The following is a 19,306-nucleotide window of genomic DNA, read 5'->3' as shown; positions in this document are numbered from 1 at the left end:
TATGGAAATACAGGGAAAAGTTAAAATGATTGATGAAACCAAAACCTATGGATCTAAAGGTTTCAGAAAGCGCGAATTAGTTGTAACCACTGAAGAACAGTATCCACAAACTATAATGATTGAGTTTGTGCAAGACAAAACCGATCTTTTAGACACTTTTAAAGAAGGCGATACAGTGAAAGTGAGTATTAACATTCGCGGTAGGGAATGGGTAAATCCTCAGGGGGAAACCAAATATTTCAATTCTATACAGGGGTGGCGCATTGAAAAACAAGATTCAGGTGCCTCTCAAGAAATGCCTCCGGTACCGCCAATGGACGCCTTTGAGCCTGCCAATGAATTAAATGAAGAAGACCACGATGACCTGCCTTTCTAGAGGATAACTACCTTTAAAGAGTTTCCCAAGTATTAGGGAGGATAAATTAGTACCGTGAAGAATAAGAACAGGCCCATATCATTTCTAGATGACCGGCTACTTTTTCCGGCAGTAGACATGGCCAACTCTGAAGGACTTTTGGCCGTTGGAGGTGATCTTTCGCCAGAGCGATTGCTATTGGCCTATAAGAATGCAATTTTTCCATGGTTTAATGAAGATTCTTTAATCCTATGGTGGAGTCCCGATCCACGAATGGTGTTGTTCCCTGAGAAGATAAAGATCTCTAAGAGTATGCGCAATACCTTAAATAAGGGCAAGTTTAAGGTTACTAAAGACAAGGCATTCAAAGAAGTAATTCAACATTGTGCCAAGGCGTACAGACCTGGCCAAAAAGGTACCTGGATCACTGATAGGATGACGGAAGCTTATATTCTGCTTCATAAAAAAGGGTATGCACATTCATATGAAGTTTGGGAAGGAGAAACGTTGGTTGGAGGTTTGTATGGATTAGACCTGGGTCATGTGTTTTGTGGAGAAAGCATGTTCAGTAAAGCGAAAGATGCCTCTAAATATGCCCTGATCCATCTTGCGAGGGAGTTGGAAAAATTGAACTACGCTCTGATCGATTGTCAATTGCACACTGATCACTTGGAAAGCTTAGGTGCTGAATTGATCTCTCGTGATCACTATCTGGAACTATTAAAAGAAGTGGACAAATAATTTCATACTAAAGACCACTAATAAAGAACGTGGTCATAGTTAGGGGGGAGTAATGCTCTCTTTTTCTTAAAAGTTCCGGCCGAATCGAAGAGAAATTCGAAATCCATCTTGCCATCCTCAGTTTTACAAGAGACCAATAGCTTATAGTTAACAGAAGGGAGAAGCAAGTTTTGAAAGGCCTCTTTCAGGGTCTTTTTAACCTCTTCCCTATTCTTCACCGGGTACAGTTGTTGTATTTTTCGAATATGATATTTTGAATACGACTGATTTAAGTAGCTTTCTATAGAAGTAAAGGTGTCATTGGGGATATCTATTTCTTTGATAAGGATCTCAACATCTTCAAGTATTCCATCAGAATCAAATTCCATGCTATAATGCAGCCTGTCTTTTTTAAATTTGGCCTCAAATCTGGTTTTGGCACTATCTGTTTCTTTGTAGAAGCGCAACCTTTTTACTTTAGTGATCTCATTGGCGAGCAAGGCATGAGCCTCTTCAGGGAACTGACTTTTTTTAATTCGATGTTCTCTTTCATACTTGGCTTGAGCTACACCCTGAATACAACAGGAACATATTAAAATAAAGAGAATTTGTTTATACTTCATGGTATCGGAAACAAGTGATTTCGTGATCATTTACCATCCCTGTTGCCTGCATATGGGCGTAAACCACTGTACTGCCAACAAATTTAAAACCTCTGGACTTCAGATCCTTGCTTAGGCGATCAGATATTTCAGTGGTTGCGGGCATTTCTTTATAATTATTAAAGGAATTCTTTATGGGGGTATGATCCACAAATTCCCAAATATAGTTGCTAAAGCTTCCAAACTGAGCTTGTACTTCCATAAACGCATGAGCGTTACTGATTGTTGCTTTGATCTTGAGCTTATTTCGAATAATTCCGGCATCCTGCAACAGAGAATCTATTTTTTGCTGATTATAGGCAGCTATTTTTTTATAGTCGAAATTATCGAATGCTTTTCTGAAATTTTGCCGTTTATTTAGGATAGTGATCCAACTAAGTCCGGCCTGAAAGGTCTCCAAAATCAGGAATTCGAAGATTGTAGCATCGTCTTTGACCGGCACGCCCCATTCATGATCGTGATAGGACTTGTACAGCTCACTGCTTAGACACCACCCGCAACGATGTTTTTCCATGCTATACTGTCTTTTTCTTAAAGATAGTGGATTATATCAATTTGCATAAACATGAACAAATTGCATAGTAGTTGAAATACGAATGGGTTACGGAAAAAAACACCGGCCACATCCAAGAATTAGTTCTAATTAATGAAATGGCCGGTGCAGAGAATAAACTCTTACTTTTTCAATTCACCAGAAGACAATGCATCCTCTAAATGTGCATCAACTGTACGGAAATTTCTAAAAAACTTCTTTCCATCTGTACGTTTAATAGTAACCTTAGTGTCACCTTCATCAGTATAGGCAAAAGCAACAACTTCTACTTGCTTTCCATAAACAGATTTCATGTCTGCGATACCACCTCGTTTAATGATAAAGTTTTTCCTCGGGAAATGAATGTGTTGGTATTCGGCCGAAGCTGGTTGGGCAATAGTTAAGATGGTCCCTTCTTTTATTGGAACCTATTTTTTCTCCTGAGCGTACGCAAAAGAGCATAGGCAGAAAAAACATCCGATAAACAATCTTTTTAATACCATAAGTTTTGTTTTATTAATTGATCACTACAAATATAAAAGATAAATAATATATTAAAAAGCAATACTATTGTTAAATAACAGTTAAACTACTAGTATGTGATAGTAATACTATTATATTTGCACCTTTAATTTAAGTTACTATGAAACATTTGCTGCAAACAATCAAGATTGAAGTAAACAAAAAGACATATTTGAAGGATCCTGAATCTTCTGCTTTGGGTAAAAGAATAGTGGAACACAGTATTCTCTTGATCCATGAAATAGGATTTGAGGCATTTACATTTAAAAAATTAGGAGATAGGATAAGTTCCAATGAGAGTTCTATATACCGATATTTTGAGAACAAACATAAGTTGTTACTTTATTTGACCTCCTGGTACTGGGGTTGGTTAGAATATCAGTTGGTCTTTGCAACAAACAGTATTGCCGATCCTTCAGAGAAACTCAGAATAGCAATTGAGATCATAAGCAAGCCAGTAGTTCTGGATACCTCCTTTTCTCATATTAATGAGGTCTTGTTAAATAATATCATTATAAATGAATACTCAAAATCTTATCTTACAAAAGAAGTAGACACCGAAAATAAAGAAGGATATTTTGAAATATATAAGCGTATGGTCTTACGGATCAGTGAAATGATCATAGAGGTTGATCAGGAGTACCCCTTTCCTTCAAGCCTTGCGAGTACTGCATTGGATGGAACCCTTCACCAGTATTTCCTGACACAACATTTCCCTTCTCTGACCAATTGTAACAAAGAGGTTACCCCAACGGAATACTTCTCTCATTTGGTATTTAATTCTTTAAACAAGAACACGAATGGCTAAAACTGTACTTACTGCCTGGCAAAGATTACTGGGAATGCTCCAGTTAGATAAAAGAGATGTAATGCAGGTATTTTACTATGCCATCTTTGCCGGTCTGGTTAACCTCTCTCTTCCTTTGGGTATCCAGGCTATCATTAACTTAATTCAGGGAGCGCAGATTAGCACCTCATGGATTGTCCTTGTTATACTGGTAACTCTTGGGGTTGCATTTGTTGGGATTTTACAGCTTATGCAAATCAGGATCATTGAGAATATACAGCAAAAGATCTTTACGCGTTCATCTTTTGAATTTGCTTATCGCTTTCCAAAAATTAAGATGAGCGAGCTTCGTAATGTATATCCCCCGGAGCTGGCTAACCGTTTCTTCGACACCCTTACCGTTCAAAAGGGGTTGGCAAAGATCCTGATAGATTTTCCGGCTGCATTACTGCAGATCATCTTTGGTCTTATGTTGCTATCATTTTACCACCCCTTCTTTATTATCTATGGTTTCCTGTTACTGCTATTAATTTATTTTGTGTTCAAATTTACCGCACAAAAAGGTTTGGACACCAGCCTGGAAGAGTCTGAAAATAAATATAGGGTGGCACACTGGTTACAGGAAGTTGCCAGATCTATCATCAGTTTTAAGCTATCCGGGAAGACCAGTCTTGCCATGGATAAAAATGATATTCTGGTGGAGAAGTACCTACAAGCCCGTGAAGGTCATTTCCGTATTCTGGTAATCCAGTTTATTCAGATGATCGGCTTTAAAGTACTGGTTACAGTTGGCCTTTTACTTATTGGTGGAATCCTCGTTTTGAATCAGGAGATGAATATAGGCCAGTTCGTAGCAGCAGAGATTATCATTCTTCTGGTAATCAATAGTGTTGAAAAACTTATCCTGGGACTGGAAACTTTCTATGACCTGCTTACTTCGCTCGAAAAACTCGGTCAGGTTGTAGATAAAGAATTGGAATCTCAGGATGGGGAGCACCCTTTTAGCGATAATGCCCCGTTCAATGTAGAATTGAAGGATATTGAATACAAAGTTCCCAAAACCAATAAATACGTCATAAAAAAGTTGTCACTTATGATCACTCCTGAGTGTACCATTTTAATAAACGGTGATAGTAGTTCGGGCAAATCTACCCTATTAAGACTAATGGCAGGTATTCTGGAGCCCGATGCAGGAGCCATTTATGTTAATAATGTGTCCTTGACCTCTATTTCTCTTAATTACTACCGCTCTCATGTAGGTCAGTCCTTAACCGAAGAATCACCATTTGAAGGCAGCATACTCGAAAATATCACCTTTGGGGATGTTTCAGTAAGTGAGGACGATGTCTATTGGGCACTAGAAAAGGCAGGGCTCACTGAGTTTGTTAAAGAGCAACCAAAAGGCCTGAGGACTATGCTTTATCCTGAGGGGCAACAAATACCTTACGTGATCTCAAAAAAGATTGTACTGGCCAGAAGTATTGTGCGAAAGCCACGTTTATTGATCCTGAAAGACCCTCTAGATCATTTTAATCCCGATGAATCCCGGAAGATCATGGATTTCCTAGTAGACAGAAAAAATCCATGGGCACTCGTTGTCGTAAGTCAGAATCCTCAGTGGGTAAAAAACTGTACAAGGATCATTACCATGAAAAATGGCGAAATCATTAAAGAAAGTTAGAAGTTATGTTGAATATTTCACCTAATAAATTAAATAGGCAGGTAGATCTTTTGCGATATAAATCTTCTCAAAGGGTATTTCATAAAAGGCATTACAAGCATTTTAATCGCTTTCTGCTAGCATTTTCCTTTTTTGGACTCATAGTGCTTTTTCTGCCCTGGACCCAAACAATCTCAGGAAAAGGATACCTCACAACGCGGAATCCCGAGCACCGTCCTCAAACAATACAATCACCTATCCCCGGTAGAATTGAAAAGTGGTATGTTCAGGAAGGCGATTTTGTGACAAAAGGGGATACCATCCTTTTTATATCTGAAGTAAAAAATGAATATTTCGATCCAAATCTAATCGAGAGAACCGGCGATCAAATTAAATCGAAGTCCATGGCCGTAACTTCTTATCAAGGAAAGGTAAAGGCACTTAACTCTCAGGTTATTGCCCTTAACAGGGAACGTTTATTAAAATTAGAACAGGCCAGGAACAAGTTGCTACAAGCCAATTTAAAAGTACAAAGCGATAGTATTGACTTGGAGGCTGCCAAAACTAACCTAACTATCGCGCAAAGACAGTTCGAGAGGGTTGAGAAATTAGAAGAAGAAGGACTAAAAGCCGTGACAGATGTGGAAGAAAAAAGGCTGAAACTTCAGGAAACACAGGCAAAACTAATTTCTCAGGAAAATAAACTACTGGCATCTAAGAACGAGATTCTTAATGCTTCAATGGAGATAAATCGGGTGCAGGCAGAATACACGGATAAGATCTCTAAAGCCCAGAGCGATATGTTCACTGCCCAGTCTAATCAGTTCGATTCGGAGGCCCAGGTGACCAAGCTCGAAAACGAATACACCAATTACGAGATCCGCAGCCAGATGTACTATATCCGGGCACCTCAGAGTGGTTATATCAATAAAGCCTTGCAGGCAGGAATTGGTGAGACCTTTAAGGAAGGAGATAAATTGGTAGGGATCATGCCTTCAGAATATGCCATGGCTGTGGAAACCTATGTGGCTCCCATAGACCTGCCTTTGGTAAGTATAGGAGAAAAAGTGAGGATACAATTTGATGGATGGCCTGCCATTGTTTTTAGTGGGTGGCCCAATGTATCCTATGGAACCTATGGCGGTAAGATCATCGCTATTGAAACATTTATAAGTAATAATGGGAAGTACAGGGTATTACTCGCTCAGGATCCGGATGATAATCCTTGGCCTAAGGACATTCGCGTAGGCTCCGGAGCAAATACACTCGCGCTACTTGATGATGTTCCTATCTGGTATGAGCTCTGGAGACAATTAAATGGTTTTCCGCCAAATTATTATCAGCCCGAAGATGGGATGGCACAAAATGAGAAAAAGTAAGTATGAAGAAGTATCTTCCATTGTTGTGTTTATTAGTATCCCTGTCGCTTTCAGGTCAGGGGAATGACACCCTCAAACTGAATTTCCGGGAATACCTGGGATATGTTAAGAAATACCATCCAATTGCGAAACAAGCCGAATTGGTCCTGGCCATTGGAGAGGCCAACCTTATGAAGGCAAGAGGTGGTTTTGATCCCAAAGTGGAAGTTGACTATGACCGTAAGAAATTTAAAGGGACAGAATATTACGATAGGCTGAATGCTACTTTTAAGATCCCCACCTGGTACGGAATTGAATTAAAGGGAAATTTTGAACAAACAGATGGCCAATTTCTAAACCCGGATGAAACCTTACCGGAAGACGGACTCTATAGCGCAGGTGTTTCTTTCTCACTAGGGAGGGGGTTTCTGGCAAATGATAGGATGGCGACACTGCGAAAGGCTAAGTTCTTCAGAGAGCAATCTGTTGTAGACAGGGACCTTCTGGTCAATGAAATCCTTTTTAATGCATCAGTGGCGTATTTTGACTGGTTAAGAGCCTATAATTCCAGGGAGATATACAGGCAATTTTTGAACAATGCAGAGATCCGCTTTAATGGCGTGAAGGCAAGGGCACTTTCTGGCGACATTGCTGCAATAGATACTGTGGAAGCAAAAATTGCCTATCAGAACAGGGCCTTAAGTTTAACCCAGGCTGAAGTGCAACTACAGAACAAGAGTTTAGAGCTTTCTAATTTCCTTTGGATGTCTAATAATGTGCCATTAGAACTAGAGGATAATGTAATACCTGACACTTCTCTGCAAGATGAAATTGATACTGCCCTGGAGATACTTGGACGGTCTCTAGATAGCTTTACCATTGAAAATCATCCAAAAATACAATCGTTGGGCCTTAAAATAGATCAGTTGATCATAGATAGAAGGCTAAAGACAAACCAATTGTTGCCAAAGATTGATCTGGAATATAATTTTTTGACAGAGACGCCGGAATTGATCAATTCGTTGGAGACAGAAAATTATAAGGGAGGCGTTAATATTAGTCTTCCTCTCTTCTTGCGGAAGGAGCGGGGGGAGTTAAAATTGGCAAAATATAAATTGCGCGATGCAGAATATGAATATTCTAGTGCTACCGTATCTATTACTAATAAGATCCTTGCTATCTACAATGAACTCGATTCCTATGAAGAGCAAAATGAACTAGTTTTTGATATTGTAAATAATTATGGAATATTGCTTAACGGTGAAGAACGTAAATTTAGTTTTGGCGAGAGTTCATTGTTCCTGATCAATAGCAGGGAAAACAAACTTATAGATGCCAGGCTTAAACAAAACGAGCTTCAAAACAAGTTCTTTGGGGCCAAAGCAAAGCTTTTTAAGAGTCTGGCGATCAATCCGGAGAATTTGTAAATACCTGTATTCTTGCATTAGAATTGTAAGGAAAGAATGCTTTACCCTACCAAGTACAGGTCAACAATTGAATCGAATAATTATTCCAAAGTACTAATACCACTATAATGAACAATACGCTTACTGAACATACTACAAAAGATATCATCCATAAGGCCATTTCCAAATCCATGTCTTATGCTCAATTTCGGGAATTGGTCTCAAAACTAGCTGCTAATAATGGCACCACCGGACCGGAACAAACCGAAGACAATAAGCACTATACTGTGCTGAACGATAAAAGAATGCGCCGCTGGGATAAAACATTGAAAATATTGGAAGAGGTCGTAAAGCAGCTAACAGACTATCAACAAAAAGTATACTGGTTGGTCATCACTGAAAGTTGGTGCGGTGATTCCGCTCCTTCACTTCCTGTGATGAATAAGATTGCCTCCTACAACGATCGAATAGATCTTAAGATCGTACTTCGCAATGAACATCCAAAATTGATGGATGCATTTCTTACCAATGAGAAAATGGCGATCCCTAAATTGATCGTGATAGATCAAGAGACTTCAGAAGTTTTGGGAACCTGGGGTCCGCTACCTACAAAAGCTACCATAATGGCTAATGAGTACAGACAAAAACATGGAGCCTTATCTCCGGAATTTAAGGAAGAACTACAACAATGGTTCAATAAGGATAAAGGACAAAATATCCTAAACGACTTTCAAAAGCTACTTGCTCTGAAATAGATAGGTGATTGTCCCTATTTGCGAGATCTTTGTGGAGGAGTTAAATCTGGCTTTAAGCGCATATTCTATGGCATTTTCAACCAGACACCCGTTAGAAGTGTTAGAGCTGGTGGAATTAAATTCGGCATCCGTAACATAGCCAAACTTATCTACCTTAATGTTGATCACTACTGTTCCGCCTTCCAGACAGGTATAGATGGGAGGAGGAAGTTCAAAATTCCTTCTATCTATCAAAGAATAGGTAATACGAGTGCGTTTGTTTGCCAGGTAATCTGTGAATTCTTTTTTCTCAGCTTCTTTTTCACCTAACTCCTGTTTGCGCTCTTCCCTTATTTTGGCCATTTCCTTTAAAGCAGCTGCAAATTCGGGATCGGCATTTATAATGTCTTCCATGGAATTGTCTTCCGGATTAATATTATGCTCTTCCATAAGCTCTTCCAGCGTTTTTAAAGGCTCAGGGCTACCGATACTAGGTTTAGCAGTTTCATTGACGGCCTGGCTACTTTTTATAGGATCTGCATTGGCCAATTCTTCGGCCCTTTTCTCTTCTTCTTCCAAAAGTGCCTGCAAATCTTCATCGGCCAGACTCATTTCTATTACATATTCATCCTCTTGCTCTGCTCCCAGATGTAGATTGTAAAGCAGCAAGATCATCAGGGAAAGGGAAAAAAAGGTAATGATAAAAGAAAGCTGATTTCTATTCAAATTCATTAACCCATGGAAAAGATCTGATACTTTTTTCATAAAAAAGTTCTAAGCAGGTTACTAAAAATACAAAAAGTACAGCTTACTCTTTTAATAAGAGTTCTCTGAAAATAGTAGGATCTACTGCATTATCTACGTAATAGTCCCCTATTTTGGTTCTTCTTAAGGCCGAAAGATGTGCCCCAACTCCCAATGCCTTTCCAAAATCGTGGGCCAGTGATCGCATATAAGTGCCTTTGCTGCATACAACTCGGAAGTGTACATTCGGCATTTTAACGCCCGTAATCTCAAAAACCAAAATTTCGACAGAACGGGATGGTATTTCAACTTCCTTCCCTTCCCGGGCATATTCGTACAATCTTTTTCCATCTTTTTTTAAGGCGGAGAATAGTGGTGGTTTTTGTTGAATTATACCTGTAAACTGGGCGGTTGTTTGGAGGATTTCCTGTTTATTTAGACCATCCGTGTTAGCAAATTCTTGCACTTCCGTCTCTAGGTCATAGGATGGAGTGGTTGCACCAAGTGTCATGGTACCGGTATACTCTTTTAATTGCCCTTGTAACTCTGCGATCTTCTTCGTGAACTTTCCTGTACACACCACCAATAAACCCGTAGCTAGCGGATCTAGAGTGCCCGCATGCCCAATTTTAATTTTTTTAAGCTGAAACTTTTTCCTGATCGTCCATTTTACGGAATTTACCGCTTGGAAGGATGTCCAGCCCAAGGGTTTGTCAATGAGCAATACTTGCCCTTCCAGGAACTCATCTTTAGATATGGATTCAACCGAGGCTTGCATATAAAAATGTTAATTCCAAAGGCCAAAACCGATGGCAATAAGGCCTACCAGGAAGCAATAAATAGCAAAATACTGCAATTTGCTTTGTCTTACCAATTGGATCATCCAGGTACAGGCAAAGAGTCCGGCTATAAATGCCGCTATAAATCCGGCTCCTAAACTTGCTATTTGGGCACTTTGAAAATCTATTTGCCCCCCATAAAGATCTTTTGCCATTTTACCAAGAATTAGGGGTACGACCATAAGGAATGAAAATCGGGCTGCTTTTGATTTGTCTATTCCAAGGAGCACCGATGTTGAGATGGTAGCTCCACTTCGGGAGATCCCGGGTAAAATTGCAATGGCCTGTGAAACTCCAATAATAAAAGCATTCAAAAAAGTAACTTTTTTCTCGGTTTCTTTAGCTCTGTCTGCCAGATATAATAGCAGTGCCGTTATCATAAGCATATAACCAACAAGCAGAACATTCTCACCAAAAAGCCCTTCTAGTCTTTCTTCAAAAAACAAGCCCACTAAAGCAGCAGGGAACATTGAAAGAATGATTTTAAGAGAAAACTGGGTCTCTTCATTCCATTTAAAACTGAATAATCCTTTTAATATCTCCAATACATCGGCTCTGAAGACCACTAAAGTGCTGAGAGCAGTAGCAAAGTGCAGAACCACCGTAAACAGAAGACTGTCTTCCGGAATGGAAGCATCTCCTAGAATGGCCTTTCCCAATTCTAAATGTCCGCTGGATGAAACAGGAAGAAATTCCGTTAACCCCTGAACAATGCCAAGAATGATGGCGTCAATGATTTCCAATTATTTTTTCTTATGAGGGTTTAACAGGATAGCATATACTTCCAACCCTAAACCGAGTAGTACCAGGGTAGGCGCCAGACGTATCCTTCTAAAACTGTAGATGTCGGGATTAAAAACAGTGGGATCATCACTTCCTCCCCCACTCATCAAAATAAAGCCCAGGGCCATGCAGGCAATGCCTATGAACATAAACAGATAATTCTTTTTTTGAAAGATAAACTCCTTTCTATTGCTTTCCTGTTGATTCTTTTGCTTCTTACCCATGGCTGCAAAGTTAATAATATAAATCGTCTGTTCTTAGATTTAAGAATCGTTGGGTCGCAAAAAAGGTACTCAACAGGGAGATCAATACACCCAGGATGAAAACCCCTAAGAACAACCCCCCAAGGAACCACAGATCGGCAAAAAGATTGAGTTCCGGAAAATTTAAATCCATATAGTACAAAAGCCCTCCCAGAACCAGTAATGCCAATAAGGCCCCTAACATTCCCAATTTAATGTTGGTCCAGAGAAAAGGCCTTCTAATAAAAGTCTTGGTTGCCCCTACCATTTGCATGGTTTTAATAATAAATCGTTTGGAGTATATAGAAAGACGAATAGAACTGTTAATTAATAGTACTGCGATAAATGTAAAAATGGCACATACTATCAGTATCCAAAAAGAGATCTTTTTAACATTGTCTGTGAGTAGCGCAATTAAAGGTTTGTCATAGCTCACTTCCTCAACATAGCCCTTTGTTGAAATTTCTTCGGCAATAGAGGCGATCTGATCTGTAGAAACAAATTCAGCTTTTAACTGAACGTCTATTGAATTCTTAAGAGGATTATATCCCAAAAAATCTATAAAATTCTCTCCTATTTCATCACTGTGCTGTTCCGCGGCCTCCTCTTTGGAAACATAGGTGGCTGTTTTTGTATAGGGCGCCAACACCAGACTTTTTTGAAGCTGATCTATCTCCACTTGTTTGGCATTGTCTTTTAAAAAGACCGATAACGTAATTTGTTCCTTAAAATGATCTGCCAGTTTTTTTGTATTAAGGACTAAGAGTCCCAATACACCAAGAAGAAAAAGAACCAGTCCAATACTTAGCACCACAGAGAAATAAGAAGAAATCAATTTCCTTTTTTGATAGCGTTCAAAAGATGTACTCATGGTAGGCTTTTAATAGCGTAAAAATACTAAAGTATGATGAACCTTATGTTGAGGAGATTACTATTATTTTATGTTAGTGTTAGAGTGCGGAACTCCAACTTATCTTTTTAAGGAAACGTGTCCTTTGATTACTTTGTCTTCTATCCTTATTGAATACCAATAATCACCGGAAGGAAGCTCTCGGTTATTGTACCTTCCATCCCATTGTAAAGGCGCATTGTAAGAGCTTTTTAGCAGTTTACCATACCGATCATATAAGTTGATTTCGTAATCAGGAGTGGAATCAATGCCATCAATTTTGAAAACATCATTGATATTATCCCCGTTGGGCGTAAAAAATTTAGGGACCACCAGATGAAAGTATTCTTGGGTAACAATTCCGCAACTCGAATTATTTCTTAAAGAAATCGTATAAACACCACCGGGAATATCAAAAAATATCGGGTCGTCCTGAAAATTAACTCCGTCTAATGAAAACTCAAACTCACCTTCATTAAGTGTTGAGATCGAGATATCAAGATCAGTTGAAATAACCTCATCAATGACCGGCAGATCGATCTGATTTAGAAGAATGGTTTTGATATTTGAACATCCCCTGGGATCTGTAACCTCCACTGTATAGGTTCCTGGTTGAGAAACAGTGATGTTTGCGGTGGTTTCTCCTGTATTCCATTCATAATTTACACCTGTGACCTTCGCTTCCAACGTAATGTTGGTATTTTCACAAAAAAACAATTCCTCATCAGTTACTACCGGCAAAGGATAAAATTCTAGTGTAACCGGAGTTCTTGTATCGGAAGGACAAATAGCTAGAGTTGGGACCGCCTCTGCATAATAAGTACCGGCTGTGTCTGTAGTATACGATGAATTATTAGACTCCAGCAATGTACCTCCTGTGGGAGCATCATACCAGTTTACAATTATTCCGGGCGGTACCCTGACAGTAAGGATCCCATTTTCTATATTTTCACAAATACGTACATCCCCAATGTTATTTGGGGGATTGGGTGTTGGCACTAATATGATTTCAAAAACTTCGGAAATAACATTGCAGAGGTCGTTGGAAATATTTATGAGGTCTTCCGAAACCTTTACCCTATAGTAGCTATCAGTATTGACAAGTGGTGTGGTGTAAGTGTCTGTTGTTTCCCCGGGAATATCGGTCCAATTTATGGCATCTGTACTTTCCTGCCATTGATAGAAATGAGTAGTAAAAATGCTGAAATCTGGAGTGGCATTAATTGTAGTGCTTACCGGGCCGTCATCTTCACAGGCATAAATGGATGTCTCGTTTGTAGTATCAGAAAGTGTTATCAGATCTCCACAGGACCTAAATACAATATCGTCTATAGCCAGGTCATTTCCACATCCGCCGCTGCCGTTATTGATCATTTTCAAGATTACAGACGTCTGGCCAGGCACCGTTGTAAACAACAAGGCATACTGTCCCCATTCCGCAGTGGTCTTGTCCTCTATATCTCCTGTATCACCTTCCGCTAGTATGTTTGTTCCTGTACTATCTAAAATTTGAAATTTTACATTAACAGGAATACCATTTCCCGGGCATCCGGCACCAGATCTGGGATGTAGGTTCAAAAGCCAGGATGAGAATTCGTAGGAGGTGTTCTCACATAGACCGGTAATAGTTCTTCTATAAAACTCTCCTGGGGTAAAACTTGCATTTACGATAAACGCTTTACCGCTTATGTCATCCGGGGTATGATCTTGTATATTAAACCAATCGAAATAACCTGCCGTGCTGCTCGTAATGGTATAACTACCATCATTCGGGGCGCCATTTACATAGGTATAGGTGGTGGTGCCTGCCGGCAATGCCGGGCCATTTGCAGTGCCCGTTCCAAAATCTTCGGAAAATATTGGACTCCCGGAATTACCAGCACAAAAACCCAATTGAGCAAAAAGTGGTTGGGTAAAATTACAGGCGATAATTATAACAATAGCTTTAAAAATTCTCATTTCGAGGGCTAAATATATAATTTTAAGATTCATTGTAGCGCTGTTTTAGCACTGCCTTTTATTTAAACGCACTATTGTTCGAAGTATTGGCTTTCCCGTTTCAGGGATTACGCCTATTTTTGCCGCTATAGAATGAGAAAGACATAAAGATGAGCTACGATTTTAGGAGAATCGAGGATAAATGGCAGCATTATTGGGCCAAGAACCAGACTTTTAAGGCAACCAATCAATCGGATAAGGAAAAGTTCTATGTCCTGGATATGTTTCCGTATCCGTCAGGGGCAGGATTGCATGTGGGCCACCCGCTTGGCTATATCGCTAGCGATATATATGCGCGCTACAAAAGGCATAAAGGCTTTAATGTGCTCCATCCTATGGGATATGATTCGTTTGGATTGCCTGCTGAACAATATGCTATTCAAACTGGTCAGCATCCTGCCCTTACGACCGAAACTAATATTAAAAGGTATAGAGAGCAATTAGATAAATTGGGATTTTCATTCGACTGGAGTCGGGAAGTGCGCACTTCAGATCCGGCTTATTACAAATGGACCCAATGGATCTTTATTCAATTATTCAACTCCTGGTATAACATAGACACTAACAAAGCAGAATCAATATCAGATCTGGAAGAAAGGTTACAATCTGATGGAAACGCAGGGATCAATGCGGTTTGTGATGAGGAAACACCAATAATATCTGCTGAAGAATGGAATGCATTAGGCCAAAGTGAACAACAAAAGCTACTTTTAAAATATCGACTTACCTATCTGGCAGATACAGAGGTTAATTGGTGTCCCGCTCTGGGAACTGTATTGGCGAATGATGAGATCATAAATGGAGTATCAGAGCGTGGTGGTCATCCTGTTGTTCGAAAGAAAATGACGCAATGGAGTATGCGGATCACGGCTTACGCACAACGATTATTAGATGGGTTGAACACTATTGACTGGCCACAACCATTGAAAGATGCTCAAACCAATTGGATTGGCCGCTCTGTAGGGGCATCTCTTACTTTTTTTACGGCACCTTCTTCAGAGAACAATTCCTCCTATCCGATAGAGGTATTTACAACCAGACCCGACACTTTGTTTGGAGTGAGTTTTATGACTCTTGCACCGGAGCATGAACTGGTAGATAAGATCACCACCCAAGAACAGAAAAAAGCTGTAAATAGCTATGTGCTTAAGACTTCTAAGCGCTCAGAACGCGACCGTATGGCCGATGTAAAAACTGTAAGTGGTGTATTTACCGGGGCCTATGCGCTTCATCCTTTTACGCAGAAAAAAATTCCAATATGGATAGGAGACTATGTCCTGGCCGGATATGGTTCAGGGGCGGTAATGTCAGTTCCATGCGGGGATCAACGCGATTATGATTTTGCTAAGCACTTTAATATTCCCATTCCAAACATTTTTGAAGGGATAGATATTTCTGAAGAAGCATTTGCGGATAAGGAGCAGACTATTATTGCTAATTCCGATTTTTTAAACGGGCTTCCCTACAAGGAAGCTTCAAAAAGAGTAATAGAGGAGTTGGAAAAGAAAGGGATTGGAAAAGGAAAAGTAAACTACAGACTGCGAGATGCCGTGTTTAGCAGGCAACGATACTGGGGAGAGCCATTTCCCGTATACTATGTAAACGATGTGCCAAAGATGATCCCTGAAGACAAGCTGCCTTTAACCTTGCCTGAGGTGGAGAAATATTTACCAACCGAAACAGGTGAGCCCCCCTTGGGGAATGCCGTCCATTGGGCCTGGTGCAGTAAGACAGAGAAAGTAGTCTCCAATGACCGCATAGATCATAAAGAAGTTTTCCCATTAGAGTTAAATACTATGCCGGGTTGGGCCGGGAGTTCTCAATACTTCAACAGATATATGGATCCGGGGAATACCGAGGCTATTTTTTCAAAGGAGGCCATTGGCTATTGGCAAGATGTTGATCTATATATAGGTGGAATTGAGCACGCAACTGGTCACCTATTGTATTCCAGGTTCTGGCAAAAGTTTATGTTCGATATGGGCTGGGTAACCAAGGAAGAATATGCCAGGAAACTCATTAATCAGGGAATGATCCTGGGTACCAGTGCATTTGTGTATAGAGAAGAGGGAACCAATAAGTTGCTTTCAAAGGGATTGACAAAAGACAAACGCGTAGATCCTATCCATGCCGATGTATCTTTGGTGAACTCCTCGGATGAGCTAGACATAGAAGCCTTTAAAGCCTGGCGTCCCGAATTCAAAGAGGCAGATTTTGTTCTTGAAGATGGTTCTTTTTATGTAGGACGGGAAGTAGAAAAAATGTCGAAGTCTAAATACAATGTTGTAAATCCCGATGCAATCTGTGAAGAATATGGCGCAGATGCCTTGCGGTTATACGAAATGTTTCTGGGGCCCTTAGAGCAATCTAAGCCATGGAATACCGCAGGGATCACCGGGGTGTATTCTTTCCTAAAAAAGATGTGGCGTTTGTACCATTCAGAGAAAGATGGACTTTTTCTTCTGTCCGATGAAGAACCTAAAGCAGAGTCACTAAAGACCCTTCATAAAACCATTAAGAAAGTAAACGAGGATATTGAAAACTTTTCGTTTAACACCTCAGTAGCAACCTTTATGATCTGTGTCAATGAACTATCTGCTCAAAAATGTTACAGTAGAAGCATATTGGAGTCCTTAACCATACTTATAGCTCCTTACGCCCCTCATCTGGCAGAAGAATTGTGGGAAAAGGCAGGACATACTACCTCTGTAAGTGTTGCAGCCTACCCTAAGTTCGAGGAAAAATACCTTGTGGAGAATAACAAGGAGTATCCAATATCTTTTAATGGTAAGATGCGATTTACACTCACATTGCCGTTAGACCTTTCCAAAGATGAAATAGAAGTGCAAGTGCTTAACCACGAAAAGACAAAGGCGCAATTAGCAGGTCGGACTCCAAAGAAGATCATTGTGGTCCCCGGTAAGATTGTCAATATAGTAGGATGACACAAATTATTTGACCCCCCCAATTTTAGCCTAAAAAGCTTAGAAATATTAATATTTTAGACAATACCCCCTAAAAATAAGGGGTGTAATCTTATTAAACTATTGTATTTTATAATTTAACCCCTGCATTTTGTCGATATTATTTTCAAACTTCGAATAATAATTACAAATTTGAGGTGAACGAAATAAACATATACATATGATCATCGGGGTACCAAAAGAAATTAAGAATAATGAGAGTCGCGTAGGCATGACACCTGCGGGCGTTTTTGAATTAGTAAAAAACAATCATACGGTGTACGTACAAACTACTGCAGGGGAGGGTAGTGGCTTTTATGACAGGGATTATATAGAGGCTGGTGCAGACATACTGAACTCTATTGCTGAAGTCTACGCACTTGGCGATATGATCGTTAAAGTGAAGGAGCCCATAGAGGAGGAATACAACTTAATTCAAAAAGGGCAGGTCATATTTACTTATTTTCATTTTGCCTCTAGTGAAAAATTGACACGGGCCATGATTGCAAGCGGGGCCATTTGCATTGCGTATGAAACTGTGGAAGATGAGGATGGTTCATTACCATTACTAACACCAATGTCTGAAGTGGCAGGAAGAATGGCTATTCAACAAGGAGCTAAGTATCTGGAAAAACCTGCAAAAGGAAGAGGAGTTCTATTGGGAGGCGTACCAGGTGTTGCTCCGGGGAAAGTGTTGGTCCTGGGTGCCGGTATCGTAGGAACTCAGGCTGCTAAAATGGCAGCAGGTTTGGGGGCACACGTAACTATTTTGGATATTAACATGAAACGATTACGTTACATCAATGATGTAATGCCAAGTCATGTCGTTACAGAGTTTTCAAATGAATTTAATATTAGAAAGCACATAAAAACCCATGATCTGATCATAGGAGGGGTACTTTTGAAAGGCGCAAAAGCTCCTAATCTTATTACCAGGGATATGCTGAAATCTATGAGGCCGGGAACTGTTATCGTAGATGTGGCTGTAGATCAGGGAGGGTGTGTGGAAACCACGAAACCAACTACTCATGAAGATCCGGTCTATATTATTGATGACGTGGTTCATTATTCAGTAGCCAATATGCCCGGTGCTGTGCCATATACCTCTACCATGGCATTGACCAATGTAACACTGCCATATGTTCTTTCACTGGCCAACAAAGGCTGGTATAAGGCATGCGAAGAAGATCTTTCACTGCACAAAGGATTGAACATTATAGAAGGTGAAGTAGCCTATCAGGAAATCGTTGAAACATTTCAATGGGATGAGGTACTAGCGTAAGATTTACTTACATTTTGTCAGTATTTTTCACCCCGCCTTCCTTGGCGGGGTTTTTGCTATGTATTTTGTAATTTTAATTGTTAAATGAGAATTATATGATGATCTATTATATTTTGCTTGGAGCCATTGCATTGGTAAGTTGGCTGGTAAGTAGTAAATTGAAAAGCAAGTTCAAACATTATTCCAAGGTGCATCTTAGAAATGGAATGAGTGGAGCAGAAATTGCAGAAAAGATGTTGGCAGACCATGGCATAAGAGATGTAAAAGTGGTCTCTACGTCAGGGATGTTAACAGATCACTATAATCCTGTAAACAAGACAGTAAATTTGAGTGAGAGTGTATATAATCAGAGAAATGCAGCTTCGGCGGCGGTGGCCGCTCATGAATGTGGCCATGCGGTGCAACATGCACATGCCTATGAATGGTTGACCTTACGCTCCAAACTGGTCCCGGTAGTAAGTGTTACTTCTGGTATGTCTACCTGGATTGTTTTCGGGGGTATTATTTTAGGTGCAGCAGCAGGAGCCGGACTTGGATTTTGGGTAGCGGTTACTGGACTAATTTTGATGGGTTTAGCTACCTTATTTAGTTTTATTACACTTCCGGTGGAATACGACGCCAGTAACAGAGCATTGGCTTGGTTAAAACAAAAGAACATGGTAACCCAGGAAGAGTTTAAAGGATCTGAAGATGCCCTTAATTGGGCCGCACGCACTTATTTAGTAGCGGCCATAGGATCTTTGGCAACTCTCGTTTATTGGGGGTTACAAGTATTAGGAGGAAGAGATTAGTTTGAATAATATTGAGTGAAGCCAGTTTGGATCCTAACG

The 19,306-nt window shown here is 40.0% G+C and carries 19 protein-coding genes; 10 read left to right on the top strand and 9 right to left on the bottom strand.

Features of this window, described 5'->3' with window-relative positions:
* Window position 1: 1 nt before the first annotated feature.
* Entirely contained in the window at window positions 2-376 is a 375-nt protein-coding gene (locus Q0X72_RS04770) for a DUF3127 domain-containing protein (protein WP_297762505.1), read from the top strand.
* 54 nt (window positions 377-430) lie between these two features.
* Window positions 431-1,096, top strand: a complete 666-nt coding sequence (aat, locus tag Q0X72_RS04765) for a leucyl/phenylalanyl-tRNA--protein transferase (RefSeq protein WP_297762504.1) — start codon at window positions 431-433, stop codon at window positions 1,094-1,096.
* Window positions 1,097-1,113: 17 nt separating this feature from the next.
* Here aat and Q0X72_RS04760 read toward each other — a convergent pair whose 3' ends face one another.
* The 3 genes from Q0X72_RS04760 to Q0X72_RS04750 all read right to left on the bottom strand — a co-directional run bounded on the left by Q0X72_RS04760 (window position 1,114) and on the right by Q0X72_RS04750 (window position 2,583).
* Window positions 1,114-1,698 carry a hypothetical protein gene (locus Q0X72_RS04760; protein ID WP_297762503.1) on the bottom strand — a complete coding sequence of 195 codons (585 nt, stop codon included), beginning with the start codon at window positions 1,696-1,698 and terminating at the stop codon, window positions 1,114-1,116.
* Window positions 1,688-2,251 (bottom strand): DNA-3-methyladenine glycosylase I, encoded by a 564-nt coding sequence (locus Q0X72_RS04755; RefSeq protein WP_297762502.1) that lies wholly within the window; start codon window positions 2,249-2,251, stop codon window positions 1,688-1,690. Before Q0X72_RS04755 ends, Q0X72_RS04760 begins: the two co-directional genes overlap by 11 nt.
* Before the next feature lie 161 nt (window positions 2,252-2,412).
* On the bottom strand, window positions 2,413-2,583 hold the full coding sequence (locus Q0X72_RS04750) for a hypothetical protein (protein WP_297762501.1): 171 nt from the start codon (window positions 2,581-2,583) through the stop codon (window positions 2,413-2,415).
* Between the two features lie 329 nt (window positions 2,584-2,912).
* On the opposite strand from Q0X72_RS04750, the gene Q0X72_RS04745 reads away from it, so the two are divergent.
* From Q0X72_RS04745 to Q0X72_RS04725, 5 genes are all read left to right on the top strand, one after another.
* Complete coding sequence (locus Q0X72_RS04745; protein WP_297762500.1) at window positions 2,913-3,599, top strand: TetR/AcrR family transcriptional regulator; 687 nt, start codon at window positions 2,913-2,915, stop codon at window positions 3,597-3,599.
* On the top strand, window positions 3,592-5,259 hold the full coding sequence (locus tag Q0X72_RS04740) for a peptidase domain-containing ABC transporter (RefSeq protein ID WP_297762499.1): 1,668 nt from the start codon (window positions 3,592-3,594) through the stop codon (window positions 5,257-5,259). The genes Q0X72_RS04745 and Q0X72_RS04740 overlap by 8 nt, the downstream gene beginning before the upstream one ends.
* 5 nt (window positions 5,260-5,264) lie before the next feature.
* Window positions 5,265-6,617, top strand: a complete 1,353-nt coding sequence (locus Q0X72_RS04735; protein ID WP_297762498.1) for an HlyD family secretion protein — start codon at window positions 5,265-5,267, stop codon at window positions 6,615-6,617.
* 2 nt (window positions 6,618-6,619) lie between these two features.
* Window positions 6,620-8,023 (top strand): TolC family protein, encoded by a 1,404-nt coding sequence (locus tag Q0X72_RS04730; protein WP_297762497.1) that lies wholly within the window; start codon window positions 6,620-6,622, stop codon window positions 8,021-8,023.
* Window positions 8,024-8,130: 107 nt separating this feature from the next.
* Window positions 8,131-8,757, top strand: coding sequence for a thioredoxin family protein (locus tag Q0X72_RS04725; RefSeq protein WP_297762496.1), 627 nt, complete (start codon window positions 8,131-8,133; stop codon window positions 8,755-8,757).
* On the opposite strand, the gene Q0X72_RS04720 is transcribed toward Q0X72_RS04725, so the two are convergent.
* The 6 genes from Q0X72_RS04720 to Q0X72_RS04695 all read right to left on the bottom strand — a co-directional run bounded on the left by Q0X72_RS04720 (window position 8,740) and on the right by Q0X72_RS04695 (window position 14,225).
* Window positions 8,740-9,501, bottom strand: a complete 762-nt coding sequence (locus Q0X72_RS04720) for a hypothetical protein (protein ID WP_297762495.1) — start codon at window positions 9,499-9,501, stop codon at window positions 8,740-8,742. The genes Q0X72_RS04725 and Q0X72_RS04720 overlap by 18 nt on opposite strands.
* Before the next feature lie 43 nt (window positions 9,502-9,544).
* Window positions 9,545-10,258, bottom strand: a complete 714-nt coding sequence (gene truB, locus Q0X72_RS04715) for a tRNA pseudouridine(55) synthase TruB (protein WP_297762494.1) — start codon at window positions 10,256-10,258, stop codon at window positions 9,545-9,547.
* 9 nt (window positions 10,259-10,267) lie between these two features.
* On the bottom strand, window positions 10,268-11,062 hold the full coding sequence (locus tag Q0X72_RS04710) for an undecaprenyl-diphosphate phosphatase (protein ID WP_297762493.1): 795 nt from the start codon (window positions 11,060-11,062) through the stop codon (window positions 10,268-10,270).
* The gene (locus tag Q0X72_RS04705) at window positions 11,063-11,326 is read right to left on the bottom strand and encodes a DUF3098 domain-containing protein (RefSeq protein WP_297762492.1); all 264 of its coding nucleotides are present in this window, start codon (window positions 11,324-11,326) and stop codon (window positions 11,063-11,065) included.
* Window positions 11,327-11,336: 10 nt separating this feature from the next.
* Complete coding sequence (locus Q0X72_RS04700) at window positions 11,337-12,215, bottom strand: permease-like cell division protein FtsX (protein ID WP_297762491.1); 879 nt, start codon at window positions 12,213-12,215, stop codon at window positions 11,337-11,339.
* 99 nt (window positions 12,216-12,314) lie between these two features.
* Window positions 12,315-14,225: a T9SS type B sorting domain-containing protein gene (locus Q0X72_RS04695; protein WP_297762490.1), complete on the bottom strand. Its 1,911-nt coding sequence runs from the start codon at window positions 14,223-14,225 to the stop codon at window positions 12,315-12,317.
* Between the two features lie 116 nt (window positions 14,226-14,341).
* Between Q0X72_RS04695 and leuS the strand changes: the two genes are divergently transcribed.
* The 3 genes from leuS (at window position 14,342) to Q0X72_RS04680 (ending at window position 19,267) form a co-directional block, all read left to right on the top strand.
* Window positions 14,342-17,176 carry a leucine--tRNA ligase gene (gene leuS, locus Q0X72_RS04690; RefSeq protein WP_297762489.1) on the top strand — a complete coding sequence of 945 codons (2,835 nt, stop codon included), beginning with the start codon at window positions 14,342-14,344 and terminating at the stop codon, window positions 17,174-17,176.
* A gap of 199 nt (window positions 17,177-17,375) precedes the next feature.
* Window positions 17,376-18,476 carry an alanine dehydrogenase gene (gene ald / locus Q0X72_RS04685; protein WP_297762488.1) on the top strand — a complete coding sequence of 367 codons (1,101 nt, stop codon included), beginning with the start codon at window positions 17,376-17,378 and terminating at the stop codon, window positions 18,474-18,476.
* 95 nt (window positions 18,477-18,571) lie between these two features.
* Window positions 18,572-19,267 carry a zinc metallopeptidase gene (locus Q0X72_RS04680; protein WP_297762487.1) on the top strand — a complete coding sequence of 232 codons (696 nt, stop codon included), beginning with the start codon at window positions 18,572-18,574 and terminating at the stop codon, window positions 19,265-19,267.
* Window positions 19,268-19,306 lie beyond the last annotated feature (39 nt).

The organism is uncultured Muriicola sp., assembly GCF_947258935.1.
In the GTDB taxonomy this organism is placed as follows: Bacteria; Bacteroidota; Bacteroidia; order Flavobacteriales; family Flavobacteriaceae; genus Muriicola.
This window is presented reverse-complemented; position numbering and strand designations above follow the sequence as displayed.

Excerpts from the sequence above, each read along its gene's own strand:
- Q0X72_RS04770 (WP_297762505.1), top strand. The coding sequence starts at position 2 with ATGGAAATACAGGGAAAAGTTAAAATGATTGATGAAACCAAAACCTAT.
- Q0X72_RS04760 (WP_297762503.1), bottom strand. The coding sequence starts at position 1,698 with ATGAAGTATAAACAAATTCTCTTTATTTTAATATGTTCCTGTTGTATT.
- Q0X72_RS04755 (WP_297762502.1), bottom strand. The coding sequence starts at position 2,251 with ATGGAAAAACATCGTTGCGGGTGGTGTCTAAGCAGTGAGCTGTACAAG.
- Q0X72_RS04750 (WP_297762501.1), bottom strand. The coding sequence starts at position 2,583 with ATGAAATCTGTTTATGGAAAGCAAGTAGAAGTTGTTGCTTTTGCCTAT.
- Q0X72_RS04745 (WP_297762500.1), top strand. The coding sequence starts at position 2,913 with ATGAAACATTTGCTGCAAACAATCAAGATTGAAGTAAACAAAAAGACA.
- Q0X72_RS04740 (WP_297762499.1), top strand. The coding sequence starts at position 3,592 with ATGGCTAAAACTGTACTTACTGCCTGGCAAAGATTACTGGGAATGCTC.
- Q0X72_RS04735 (WP_297762498.1), top strand. The coding sequence starts at position 5,265 with ATGTTGAATATTTCACCTAATAAATTAAATAGGCAGGTAGATCTTTTG.
- Q0X72_RS04730 (WP_297762497.1), top strand. The coding sequence starts at position 6,620 with ATGAAGAAGTATCTTCCATTGTTGTGTTTATTAGTATCCCTGTCGCTT.
- Q0X72_RS04725 (WP_297762496.1), top strand. The coding sequence starts at position 8,131 with ATGAACAATACGCTTACTGAACATACTACAAAAGATATCATCCATAAG.
- Q0X72_RS04720 (WP_297762495.1), bottom strand. The coding sequence starts at position 9,501 with ATGAAAAAAGTATCAGATCTTTTCCATGGGTTAATGAATTTGAATAGA.
- truB (WP_297762494.1), bottom strand. The coding sequence starts at position 10,258 with ATGCAAGCCTCGGTTGAATCCATATCTAAAGATGAGTTCCTGGAAGGG.
- Q0X72_RS04705 (WP_297762492.1), bottom strand. The coding sequence starts at position 11,326 with ATGGGTAAGAAGCAAAAGAATCAACAGGAAAGCAATAGAAAGGAGTTT.
- Q0X72_RS04700 (WP_297762491.1), bottom strand. The coding sequence starts at position 12,215 with ATGAGTACATCTTTTGAACGCTATCAAAAAAGGAAATTGATTTCTTCT.
- Q0X72_RS04695 (WP_297762490.1), bottom strand. The coding sequence starts at position 14,225 with ATGAATCTTAAAATTATATATTTAGCCCTCGAAATGAGAATTTTTAAA.
- leuS (WP_297762489.1), top strand. The coding sequence starts at position 14,342 with ATGAGCTACGATTTTAGGAGAATCGAGGATAAATGGCAGCATTATTGG.
- ald (WP_297762488.1), top strand. The coding sequence starts at position 17,376 with ATGATCATCGGGGTACCAAAAGAAATTAAGAATAATGAGAGTCGCGTA.
- Q0X72_RS04680 (WP_297762487.1), top strand. The coding sequence starts at position 18,572 with ATGATGATCTATTATATTTTGCTTGGAGCCATTGCATTGGTAAGTTGG.